This window comes from Prevotella multiformis DSM 16608 (genome assembly GCF_000191065.1).
GTDB classification, from domain to species: Bacteria; Bacteroidota; Bacteroidia; order Bacteroidales; family Bacteroidaceae; genus Prevotella; species Prevotella multiformis.
Genome location: NZ_GL872283.1, coordinates 41,896 through 53,297, shown reverse-complemented (window position 1 = coordinate 53,297; position 11,402 = coordinate 41,896). Strand labels below are relative to the sequence as shown.

8 protein-coding genes are annotated in these 11,402 nt (G+C 57.1%); 2 read left to right on the top strand and 6 right to left on the bottom strand.

The features are described from left to right. Positions 1-76: 76 nt before the first annotated feature. The 3 genes from HMPREF9141_RS05655 to HMPREF9141_RS05645 all read right to left on the bottom strand — a co-directional run bounded on the left by HMPREF9141_RS05655 (position 77) and on the right by HMPREF9141_RS05645 (position 2,897). Positions 77-580, bottom strand: coding sequence for an LOG family protein (locus HMPREF9141_RS05655; RefSeq protein ID WP_007367600.1), 504 nt, complete (start codon positions 578-580; stop codon positions 77-79). After that, the gene (locus tag HMPREF9141_RS05650; RefSeq protein ID WP_007367599.1) at positions 577-1,773 is read right to left on the bottom strand and encodes an FprA family A-type flavoprotein; all 1,197 of its coding nucleotides are present in this window, start codon (positions 1,771-1,773) and stop codon (positions 577-579) included. Before HMPREF9141_RS05650 ends, HMPREF9141_RS05655 begins: the two co-directional genes overlap by 4 nt. Before the next feature lie 194 nt (positions 1,774-1,967). After that, a complete protein-coding gene (locus HMPREF9141_RS05645) occupies positions 1,968-2,897 on the bottom strand; it encodes a carbohydrate kinase family protein (protein WP_007367598.1) in 930 nt (309 codons plus the stop codon). A gap of 140 nt (positions 2,898-3,037) precedes the next feature. On the opposite strand from HMPREF9141_RS05645, the gene HMPREF9141_RS05640 reads away from it, so the two are divergent. Both HMPREF9141_RS05640 and HMPREF9141_RS05635 read left to right on the top strand, forming a co-directional pair. Continuing rightward, entirely contained in the window at positions 3,038-4,279 is a 1,242-nt protein-coding gene (locus HMPREF9141_RS05640) for a M16 family metallopeptidase (RefSeq protein ID WP_007367597.1), read from the top strand. Between the two features lie 213 nt (positions 4,280-4,492). Further along, entirely contained in the window at positions 4,493-5,767 is a 1,275-nt protein-coding gene (locus HMPREF9141_RS05635; protein ID WP_007367596.1) for an NAD(P)/FAD-dependent oxidoreductase, read from the top strand. Between the two features lie 177 nt (positions 5,768-5,944). Here the strand turns inward: HMPREF9141_RS05635 and ispF are convergent, their stop codons facing one another. The 3 genes from ispF to porU form a co-directional block, all read right to left on the bottom strand. Further along, positions 5,945-6,451 carry a 2-C-methyl-D-erythritol 2,4-cyclodiphosphate synthase gene (gene ispF, locus HMPREF9141_RS05630; RefSeq protein WP_040554578.1) on the bottom strand — a complete coding sequence of 169 codons (507 nt, stop codon included), beginning with the start codon at positions 6,449-6,451 and terminating at the stop codon, positions 5,945-5,947. Between the two features lie 67 nt (positions 6,452-6,518). Then, the gene (gene porV, locus HMPREF9141_RS05625) at positions 6,519-7,685 is read right to left on the bottom strand and encodes a type IX secretion system outer membrane channel protein PorV (protein ID WP_007367594.1); all 1,167 of its coding nucleotides are present in this window, start codon (positions 7,683-7,685) and stop codon (positions 6,519-6,521) included. A gap of 117 nt (positions 7,686-7,802) precedes the next feature. Beyond that, positions 7,803-11,378 (bottom strand): type IX secretion system sortase PorU, encoded by a 3,576-nt coding sequence (gene porU / locus HMPREF9141_RS05620; protein ID WP_040554576.1) that lies wholly within the window; start codon positions 11,376-11,378, stop codon positions 7,803-7,805. Positions 11,379-11,402 lie beyond the last annotated feature (24 nt).

The window sequence follows — 11,402 nt, the reverse complement described above, 5'->3', positions numbered from 1 at the left end:
ATATGCTGGCCGATGCCGTCCAGACGGGTCGTCATGCCGCCCTTTTCCGGTCTGTACGGCCTTGGGGCGGACATTCCTATGCGTCCTTTATCTCGATGGAATCATGGTAATCACCACGTGTCATGCCGTGTCTTTGCAGGTCGTCCAGCAGGTCGACCAGACTGTTCCAGAATCCTTTTACATTGTGGAGGACTATCTTCTTGCGGTGATAACCGATGGAGGCGGAGGCTGCTACGGTGAAGATTTCATCGAGTGTTCCTACACCGCCGGGCAGCGCATGGAACACATCAGCCCGCTCCATCATGATGGCTTTGCGGTCGTTGAGGTCTTCACAGGGAATCTCTACATCCACATAACCGCTCACTCTGCGTCCTTCCTCCATGATACGGGGAACGACACCGATGGTGCGTCCGCCGGCTTCATGCACCGCCTTGCCGACACATTCCATCAGTCCGCTGTTGCCGCCACCGTAGACAAGGACGTGTCCGTTCTCGCCGATCCACCGTCCCAGCTCTTCCGCAGCACGGAAGTAATCAGGATCGATGTCGTTGTTTGCCGAGCAGAATACAGCTATGTTCATGCCTGTCCTTCCAAGAGTCTGGCTGCCATCTCACGGCCCAGGCGTGTACACTCGTCCTTGATGGGCGGCGTGAGGGCCTGCTTCATCTCTACCGGCTCGCCCACCTTCTCGAAGTGGAGACGGTTCTCGTTCCATTCACCGATGGCGGCGACCGCCTTTGAAGCCCACGAATAAGAGCCGAACCAGCCGATGAGATGGTGCTTGATGTCGCGGTTGGCAACCTCCTGGAGCAGCACGTCCATCTCGTGGTAAAGGCCGGCATTGTAGGTAGGAGCGCCCACAATCAGGCCGCGGAAGCGGAAGATGTCCTGCAGGATGTAGCTGTGATGGGTCTTGGAGACGTTGTACAGGCGGATGTCCTTTACGCCGGCGAGGGATGCCGAACGGGCGATCTGCTCTGCCATGCGCTCCGTGTTGCCGTACATCGTGCCGTAGCAGATGACCAGTCCCGGATCCGTTTCGTACTTCGACATGCGGTCGTACAGGCTGATGACCTTGTCCACATACTTGTGCCATACCGGTCCGTGAGTGGAGCAGATGTAGTCGATGTGGATGCCGGCGAGCTTCTTCAGTGCGTTCTGGACCGGTGTGCCGTACTTGCCGACGATGTTGGAATAGTAGCGCACCATCTCCGGCCATGCCCAGTCGGTATCGATCTCCTGGTCGATGAAACCGCCGTTCAGTGCGCCGAAGCAGCCGAAGGCGTCGCCTGTGAAGAGGTGCGACACCTCGCCTTTGCAGAGTGTCATCATCGTCTCCGGCCAGTGGATCATCGGTGTCATGAAGAACTGCAGGGTATGGCTGCCCAGCGGAAGTTCCCCGCCGTTCTTCATCTCTGTCGTGTTGTCCTTGATGTCGTAGAAGCCTGCCATCATGTCAAAGGTCTTCTTGTTGCCGATGACCTGGATATTGGGATAGTACTTCTTCAGCAGCGCCAGCGAACCGGAGTGGTCCGGTTCCATGTGGTTGATGACGAGATAGTCGATCTGACGGTCGCCCAGAACCTCACGGAGATTCTCGATGAACTGGACGAAGAAGTCTACTTCTACCGTGTCGATGAGGCATACCTTCTCGTCGTCGATGAGGTAAGAATTGTAGCTGACGCCGTAAGGCAACGGCCACAATCCCTCGAAGAGCGCCTTGTTGCGGTCGTTGACACCTACGTAATAAACTTTATTGGCAATTTCTATCATTTTTATATTGGGTTTGGTTCTTTATTGGGAGGAGGAGTTGGAGCAGTTGAAGAAGCTGCGGAAGGGATCAGAGAGATTGGGGGTGTGAAGGCCGGCTGGTCCCTTTTGCGTATGTTCCTGTCGGACTTGCATCCTGCGGCACTGTCGGCTCGACGCCTTTCACCCCTTCCGGTTCCTTTCACTTCCGATGCCTTCTACCCTTTCATCCTCTCTCCGAACTCCTTGCTGACATAGTTGAAGATGTCCTTGCAGCAATCGGCCGAGAAAGCCAGGGCACTTGCGATGAGTCCGTCCCACTGCTCCTCGCTCAGCCCGCTGTCGAGGTCGGCCCGTGTGATGCCCTGCTTCAGCATTCCGAAGATGAAACCGGCATTGAAGTTGTCGCCGGCACCGATCGTGCTGACGACCTCCGTGTCGGGTACAGGATAAGCCTTCTTTATGTCCTTGCCGCCGCGCACCTCTACCGGCCGGCTGCCGTGGGTGTAGATGAACTGCCGGCAGTAGAAGGAGATTTCCGCATTGTAGACCTTGTCGGCATCCTCTTTCCTGTAGAGTGTCGCAAAGTCTTCGTGACTGCCGCGGACAATGTCGGCATAGTCAAGGTTCTCTATCAGGTTAGGCGTGATCCTTATTACTTCGTCCTTGTGCGCCGGGCGGAAGTTGACATCGTAGTAGATGATGGCTCCATGCGACCGTGCATAGTCGAGAAGTCCCACCAGCTGAGGCCGGATGACCGGGTTTACCGCATAGAACGAGCCGAAAAGCACGATGTCATCGGGCTGTATGTCCGGGTAGGTGAACTCCAGCTGGTCGTGCGGGTGATCTTTGTAGAAGATGTACTCGGCGTCATTCTTCTCGTTGAGGAACGCCAGCGACACAGGCGACTTTGAGTCGGGGAAGGTCGCCACGTTGTCGGTGTTGACCCCGTTGTCTTTCAGGAAGCCGATGATGTACTTGCCGACGTGATCGTTGCCGGCCTCGGAGATGAACGACGCATTGACCCCGCAGCGGCCCAGCGACGTGATGGCGTTGAAGGCAGAGCCTCCCGGTACGGCCTCGAGGGGCCTGTTGTCTTTGAAGATGATGTCCAGTACGGTCTCGCCGATACCTATAACTTTCCGCATTTTACTGTGACTTATGTTGTGTCTGCTTTTGTCGTGCAAATATAGTGTAAATCGGGCGGACTACAAAAAGAATCAGGTTCTTTTTTCTTTGGGCAGCAAAGTCTGCTCCCTTTCGTTCTTTTTTCTTAATTTTGCACCTTATGACGAATTACCAGACGGCAGCCCTCGGCAACGGACTGCGCATCATCGCTCTGCCTTCGGCCTCTCCGGTGGTCTATTGCGGTTACCAGGTGAACGCTGGGTCGGCCAGCGAACAGCCCGGTGAAGAGGGAATCGCCCACTTCTGCGAACACGTCAGTTTCAAAGGGACGGCGAGGCGTTCGGCACTGGAGGTCATCAACTGTCTCGAAGAGGTGGGCGGAGAACTCAATGCCTTCACTACCAAGGCGGATACTGTTTACTATGCGGCGATTCTGAAAGAGCATGTCGGTCGTGCGGTGGACTTGCTGACGGATATCGTCTTCCACAGTGTCTATCCCCAGAAGGAAATCGACAAGGAGGCAGAAGTCATCTGCGACGAGATAGAGTCGTATAACGACAGTCCGGCGGAGCTGATCTACGACGACTTTGAGAACCTCGTCTTCGGCGGTCACCCCCTTGGGCACAACATCCTCGGGACGGCGGACCGCGTGCGGAAGTTCACTACGGCGGATGCCCTCCGCTTCACCCGCAGGCATTACCGCCCGGAGAATGCCGTCTTCTTTGCCTACGGAGACATCGACTTTGACGCCCTCCTCCGTCTTCTGGCCGAAGCGAACGGCACAAATGTGACCGGCTTCGGCGGACCTGTCGGCGACGGGGAGACGGCAGGTCCGGCCTTGAGCAGCTACCGCCCGCAGACGGTCAGGACAGACAGGCATACCCATCAGGCACACGTGATGGTCGGCAACCGTGCCTATTGTGTACACGACCGGCGGCGCATGGCACTCTATCTGCTGAACAACATCCTCGGCGGTCCGGGCATGAGCGCACGGCTGAACCTTGCACTCCGCGAGCGGCGGGGACTCGTCTATACGGTGGAGAGCACGATGGTGAACTATTCCACGACAGGTGTCTGGAGCATCTATTTCGGCTGTGATGCCGGCGATGTCGACGAGTGCATGCGTCTTGCCCGCATGGAGCTCGACCGCTTCATGTCCGTTCCTCTTACCGATGACGAGCTGGCTGTCGCCCGGCAGCAGATCAAGGGGCAGATCGGCATTGCCTGCGACAACCGGGAGAACCTTGCTCTTGACTTCGGGAAGGGCTTCCTGCACTATGGCTGGAAGAAGGACATCACGGCCCTTTTCCGTGACATTGATGCCGTTACGGCAGACGAGGTGCAGGCGGTTGCGTGCGAGCTCTTCCCGCAGGAGCGGCTGACGACACTGATCTACGAGTGACACGGAAGGCGGGACACCGGGGCTTCGGGAACGACATTCCCAAGCCCTGGGAACGACATTCCCAAGCCCTGGGAACAGGATTCCCAAGCCCTGGGAACAGGATTCCCGATGGGTCGGGAACATCCGTACCGGGAAACGACTTTGGCACAGTATTTTCTGTGTCGCATACAGGAAACATATATATAGAACAGCATATTATATACAGCAGGGATAATGAAAGCAAACATCGAACGTACGGAAAAGAAGAGGGTCGTCATCGTAGGCGGCGGCCTGGGAGGGCTGGAGCTGGCTTTCAAGCTGGCCGGCGGTGACTTCCAGGTGGTCCTGGTCGACAAGAACAACTATCACCAGTTCCCTCCATTGATTTATCAGGTGGCTTCCGCCGGTCTCGAACCGAGCAGCATCTCCTTCCCCTTCCGCCGTCTCTTCCAGGGACACAAGGACTTCTTCTTCCGGATGGCAGAGGTGAAAGCGGTGGATGCGGCCGGGAAGACGGTCGTGACTTCCGTAGGCGACATCCACTACGACTACCTTGTACTGGCGGCAGGTGCCCGGACAAACTTCTTCGGCAACAAGGCAATCGAGGCCACCACGCTCCCCATGAAGTCCGTTAGCGAGGCCATGCAGCTGCGCAACACCATCCTGCGGAATCTTGAAAAGGCGGAGACAGAGGAAGACCCTGCGCGCAGGCAGGCGCTGATGAACATCGTGGTCGTCGGAGGCGGTGCGTCGGGGGTAGAGATTGCGGGGGCTGTGGCGGAGATGAAGAAGAACATCATCGCCCGGGATTACCCCGACCTGGATTCCTCGCAGATGCACATCTACCTCGTCAATGCGGGCAAACGCCTCCTTGCCGCCATGGATCCGGTCTCGTCGGCACGTGCCGAGCGCGATCTGAAGGCACTGCACGTGCACATCCGTCAGCCGCAGTTTGCGACGGAATACAAAGACGGGATTCTGAAGACGAGTGCCGGTCTGGAGATTCCTGCCCGGACGGTCATCTGGGTGAGCGGCATCTGTGCGAACACCGTTGAGGGGCTGCCGGCGGAGAGCATCGGCCATGCGGGCAGGATTCTCACCGACCGGTTCTGTCGTGTGAAGGGTGTGCAGGATGTCTTTGCCATCGGCGACCAGAGCCTGATAGAAGGCGATGAGGAGTATCCGCTCGGCCATCCGCAGCTGGCTCAGGTGGCCATGCAGCAGGCGAAGACCGTGGCGGAGAACCTCAAGTCCCTGCAATGCGGCGGAGAGGAAAAGCCCTTCAAATACAGAAACCTCGGCGTGATGGCGACCATCGGACGTAACCATGCCGTTGCGGAAATCGGCGGCCGGAAGTTCGGCGGCTTCGCAGCCTGGGTGCTGTGGCTCGTCGTTCATCTGCGTTCCATCCTCGGCGTGAAGAACAAGGCGTTCATCCTGCTCAACTGGGTGTGGAACTATCTGAATTACAAACAGAGCCTCCGGCTGATTCTGAAAGCGAAAGGATAGCAGGATGCCGTGCCGGATGACCGGCGGGCCGGACGGCGACCGGACAGACAGAAGGCAGGCAGCCTGCCCACAGCAGACCCCTCTCTTCCTCTCCCTTTATCGGGAAAAGAATGAGAGGGGGCTGCTGTGGGTAGGCTGCCTGCCTTTTTGTTGGAAATGCCTGCTGTCTGTTTCGGATCAGTCCTTCACGATGAGGCAGACGGCATAGGCCGCCATTCCCTCTTCATGTCCGACGAAGCCCATCCGCTCGGAGGTGGTGGCTTTGACGGAGACGGCATCAGGGTCGCAGCCGATAATCTCAGCTAAACATTTGCACATAGCCGGGATGTGCGGATTGATTTTCGGCCGTTCAGCGCATACGGTAGCATCGATGTTGCCCACACGAAACCCCTTTTCTGCAAGGAGCCTGATGGTCTTTCCGAGGATGACCTTCGAGTCCATGTCCAGCGTGTCAGCGGCTGTGTCGGGGAAGTGATAGCCTATGTCGCGCAGATTGGCAGCACCGAGCAGTGCGTCGCAGATGGCATGGATGAGCACGTCGGCATCGCTGTGACCGAGCAGCCCGAGGCTGTGTTCAATCTTGATGCCGCCGAGGTAGAGGCCGCGTCCTTCAACGAGTCTGTGTACGTCGTATCCCATGCCGACGCGGAAGGATGGGATGGAGGGGGATTGGGGGGTCTGCATGAGGATTGGGGGTGATAAGCGGTGATGGGTGATGATAAGCGGTGATGGGTGATGGTCGGAGGTGACCTTACTTCCTCTTGAAGAGATCTTTGATGCCGTCCATGTCGAACGAGAGAGAGAAGCGGAGGGTCTGGTCGAGTGGGTTGTTCTTGGCCGTCGCGATGACGTAGCCGGCATCGAGGGAGAAGACGTTCATCTTGAAACCGGCACCGACGGTGAAGTACTTGCGGTTGCCTTTGTTCTCACTTTCATTGTGATAACCGGCCCGGAGGGAGAACTTGTCATTGTAGGTATATTCCGCACCGACGCTCCACTGTATCTCCTGCATCTCTTCGGAGAATCCGTTGGGCGCATCACCGAAGCTCTTGAAGATACCCGATATGGACGAGACATCATAGTAATCCTTCTGCAGGCGGTTGTCGTAATCGACCTGCGACTCGTCGGCATTGCGCTTCGGATAGGTCGGAACGAGCAGTTTGTTGGCATCGGCGGCAATCGTGAAACGGTTGAACTCGTCGATGGGAACCATCAGCGAAGCTCCCAGCCGGAGGTTGGTCGGGATGAACTCGGAACGGTTGTCGCCGCCGAAGGTGATCTTCGATCCGATGTTGGAGATGTTCATGCCCAGTCCCAGCTGGCACTCCCGCTCACCGACGTTGATGTAGTTCTGGTAATAGCACGACAGGTCGGCGGCAAAGGCGGAACCCGGTGAAGTGTCGTCTTTGTAGCTGTAGGTCAGGTCGGAATAGATCCAGCGTACAGCGGCGCCGAGCGAGAAGTGCTCGCTGAGCATCAGGGAATAAGCCACGTCCAATGACATCTCGTAGGGATTGATGGTCATTGTTCCGTCGTCGGTCGTCACCTCACCCAGGGAGAAGTAGCGCATGGAGGCGGACACGGCACTGTAGTCGCCGATGCGGTAGTAACCGGCGAGGTAAGCGAGGTCGATGTCGTTCACCAGCTGGCGCAGCCAGGGCGTGTAGTTCAGTGAGACACCGGCACGGGAAATGGTGAAAGGGTACTTGGCCGGGTTCCAGTACTGTGAGTTCACGTCCGGGTCGGTGGCCGCACCGACATCACCCATACCTGCCGAACGGGCATCAGGCGCGATGGTCTGCGAGGTCACTGCCGTATTGACAGGATTGAACATATCCTTCTTGCTGTCCTGCGCAAAGGCGGCGGAAGCGGAAAGTACCGTTGCCGAGAAGAGGACGGTACGGAGTGTCTTATTCATTCTTTACTTGGGTTGCTTGTTGCTAAATGAAAATCCATGAGACGGTGTCCGGACGGAGAGGTGCGGATCGCCTTCCTCCTTCGGCATTGTCTCATGGGTTGTAACGTCATCCCTGCTTTATTTATTGTCCAGGATGATGAGTTTCTTGGCTTTGGACACCTTCGTAGCTCCGTCGCTGCTGAGCCGCACACGATAGAGATAGACCCCGGTGTGGAGGCGTTTCCCGCTGTCGACCGTCAGGTCCCAGTCGGCCGTGATGGCATTGCTTGATGCCGTTCCTGACGTAGCCCGGTGCCAGAGCAGACGGCCGCTCATGTCGAAGACTTCGATGTCGACATCCACGTCGGAGCCGACGTAGTTGTGTGCCACGATGAAGGTCGTCTCCGTGGTAGCCGGGTTCTTCGATGCGTTGACACTGTAGATTTCCGGGGCCAGACCCTTGACGACTTTAAAGTGGAGCGTGACGGTCGACGGGTTGTTCAGGATGTCCCATGCACGGAACTGGAGGGTGTGGTGTCCTTCGGAGAGTTCCGGCAGGCTGTATCCCGTCGAGCCGGATGTGTAGCTGCCGAAGTCGTATCGGAAGTTGTCGTTCAGGACATAGGTCTGCGTCAGCTTGCCGTCGATTGTCAGCTGCATATCGTGTCCGATGCCGTTGCCGGACGCGTTGATGCCGTCCTTGTCGGTAATCTGTGCGAAGAAGTATGGCGTGCTGTTGACTTCGCCGCCGTCCGCAAAGGACGGTGTGTTGAGATAGGCGTAGATGGACGGACCGATGGAGTCGTTGTAGACAGTCTCTGACCCGTCGATGCTGAAGCCCTCTTCGTGCCCTTGGGCCATGAGCGTGTGATTTTCATTGATGGCAGAAAAGTTCATCAGTCCGGTGCCTGAAGTGTAATTGATGTCGCGCGGCAGGGCGAAGGTGAAGGTGAACTCACCTTTGCGGATGCTGTCTGTTCCGTTGTACAACATTTTCTGCCGGTCGTAGAATGTGAAAGCCTTTTCTGCCGTCTCTTCCTGCTTCTTGCAGGTGATCAGTTCTCTTGTGTCACGTACGGTAGCTGTGAGCAGTCCGTTGAAGTCGGTCTGTTTCTCACCGTCCTTGGCTATATGGCCTTTTACCTTCACGATGGATCCGCCTTTGAGAGTTATCGGGTTGGATGTGTCCGGTGTCTGTCCGTTGATGGTCTCCACCTTGACTTGAAGGGTAGGCAGGTTCAGCGAGAGGGCAGGGTCGCCGAGGAGAGCGTACTGTAGTTTGTTCGGCGTGAGGTCGCTGTTGCCATTGATCAGTTCGCATTTCGCCAGCCGCTGGGCCTCGCCCAGAGTGGTCGGTCTGCCGTCCGTAAAGCTCAGCACATGGCGGAGGAAAGCCGTATTGATGGCTTTGTTGTAGTAGGCATATACCGTGCGGGTCGTTCCCCAGAATGCCACCGACCCTCCCTTCGCATTCAGCATGGCCGTCTCGCCGATGGTCGGCATGGTGGCATCGAAAGGCATGATGTCGCAGCTGGCGGTGATCCATAACGGCAGGTTGGCATTGGTGAACCCGGCGAAGTCGGTCAGCCGGAGCACCGCTTCATGGGAGATCTGGTCCTCCTTGCCATGGCCGGCATAGTCCATGATGAGTGCTCCCTGTGCCTGCTGCTGCCTGATGATGCTGCTTGCCTCGGGATAAGTGTTGCCTGTTGCAGACGACACACGGGTGTAGGCATCCCACATCACTTTCTTCACCTGATAGTCGGGATAGGCTGCCATGATGGTCTCGGCGGTCTCGTTGATATCTGTCATGTGCAGGTTGTTGTTGCCGTCGTCACCCATGAACATGATTGTGTTTTCCCAGCTGCCGCCGTTCTTGTTTTCGGCATAGCGGATGGTTTTGTCCACCAAGGTTCTGGCATCCGCTACGGTCGTCACCGGGAAGCGTCCCACTCCGAGGTCTTCCTTGTCACGGCGCAGGAGGTCGCTGCCCTCACCGTCGTCCATGAGGGTGAACCATCCGTCGTTGACATAGCAGTCGGTCTCGCTGAAGGAGTTTTCGCTCTCGTAAGCCAGCAGGTAGTCGTCCGGGTTGAGATGGCGGCACGCAGGGGTCAGCATTCGGTTGTCCCATACACAGTCGCCGAAGAGCAGGAGCGACTTCGGCAGGCTGCCGCCGGAGGCACGGTCGTAGAGCATCTTCATGTAGCGTCGGTAGGCCATTGCGTCCGGTGTTCCGCTGGAGAACTCGTTGTACAGTTCGTCAGCCGGAACGATACGTACCGTAAGGTTGTCGTGCGTGCGGTGGAAGTCGGCCAGCCGTTCGGCCTGTTCCAAGAGCTTCTGGCTTGTCGGAATGATGATGACCATCTCGGCCGGTCCGTCTGCATGATGGTCCTGGTTGGTGATGTTGTAGACGTATTCCGGTACCGGGAAGTTCGATTTCAACGAGGGTGCCGGCGCTGGTGCCGGATAGGTCATGGCGATGTAATCGATCCGTGCCGGACCGCCTGCCGTAGTCGTAACCTTGATGCTGTCGACTGCGCGGAGGTTGTCGAGTGCATAGCTTCTTATCTCCTCATAACCCTTGTCGAACGAGTCGTGGGGTGCTATTCTTATTTCACCGAGGTCTCTGCCGTTCGCCTCCAGCTTCACCGTCGAGGCATAGGTGCCTGTCGTGACGGCTACGGTGAGCCTGCCGGCTGCGGTATGTGCCTTGTTGGCCAAGGTGAAGACTTTGCTCTCGTTCAGCTTCAGCGGTGTCTTCTCGAAGAGATTCCGTCCGCCGTGATACCAGCTGAAGTCGTCCACCTCGTGCAGACTGTGATAGTCTTCGGCAGCGGGATAGAAGCTGTTGAGGAACTCCGTGCTGTCTGCGATGACGGCCGGTGTACCGCTGTCGTCCTCTGTCAGGAAGTAATAGCCATAATCGGAATAGGGGTTGCGGGTCCTACTGGACGATGTGTTCTGCTCCCAGCTGACAGGGCCGCGGGCATAGAAGAGCCGCCTGCCGCCTGCGTCATAGGTGGGGACTTCCTGCAGGTCGTCGTGCGAAGTGATGAAATCAGCTGTCAGTACTTCGTCCTGCAGATTGCCTCCATAGCCATAGACTTTCACCTTATTCATGTGTGAGAAGCCTGCACGGCGGATGAGTTCCGGTGTCAGCTGGTACACCCCGTTGGACGGAACGCGTATCTTCGCCCACTTGCCGCTGGCAAGGACGGAGTGTTCCGCATAGCGGCTGGCAGCGGAAGTTGCCTGCATGACGCCTGTACGGGTGGCAGGGTCTTTTCTCCCTCTGGCGGTCTTCGTTCTGGGCCGGGAGGTGAGTGCTATCATGAAACTGACGAGAAACTGCTTTCTCCCGTTGCGCTGTACGATGGGCATGAGCGAGATTTCCAGTACGCCTTTTTTGCGTTCCACCGTCATCTGGCGGTGAATCTCGGGCAGTGAGGGTGGTATGACGGCAGTCAGTGCATTGTATCGCTCGATGTCGGTCTTGCTCATGTCCATGAACTCCGGATAGCGTATCTCCAGCTCGTAGACGGAGTCGGCATACTGCTCACCCACAGGAATGGCATAGTGGAAGTGGGGCAGTACGGAGTCGATGGTCACGTCTTCCACCGTCAGGTTGAAGAATCTTTGCTGCTGGGCTGACAGTCTCATACAGCCCATGAGCAGCAGGAAGCAGAGTATAATGGATGTTCTCTTCATTGTGTTGGACAATCCTTTCATCGT

Excerpts from the sequence above, each read along its gene's own strand:
- HMPREF9141_RS05655 (WP_007367600.1), bottom strand. The coding sequence starts at position 580 with ATGAACATAGCTGTATTCTGCTCGGCAAACAACGACATCGATCCTGAT.
- HMPREF9141_RS05650 (WP_007367599.1), bottom strand. The coding sequence starts at position 1,773 with ATGATAGAAATTGCCAATAAAGTTTATTACGTAGGTGTCAACGACCGC.
- HMPREF9141_RS05645 (WP_007367598.1), bottom strand. The coding sequence starts at position 2,897 with ATGCGGAAAGTTATAGGTATCGGCGAGACCGTACTGGACATCATCTTC.
- HMPREF9141_RS05640 (WP_007367597.1), top strand. The coding sequence starts at position 3,038 with ATGACGAATTACCAGACGGCAGCCCTCGGCAACGGACTGCGCATCATC.
- HMPREF9141_RS05635 (WP_007367596.1), top strand. The coding sequence starts at position 4,493 with ATGAAAGCAAACATCGAACGTACGGAAAAGAAGAGGGTCGTCATCGTA.
- ispF (WP_040554578.1), bottom strand. The coding sequence starts at position 6,451 with ATGCAGACCCCCCAATCCCCCTCCATCCCATCCTTCCGCGTCGGCATG.
- porV (WP_007367594.1), bottom strand. The coding sequence starts at position 7,685 with ATGAATAAGACACTCCGTACCGTCCTCTTCTCGGCAACGGTACTTTCC.
- porU (WP_040554576.1), bottom strand. The coding sequence starts at position 11,378 with ATGAAGAGAACATCCATTATACTCTGCTTCCTGCTGCTCATGGGCTGT.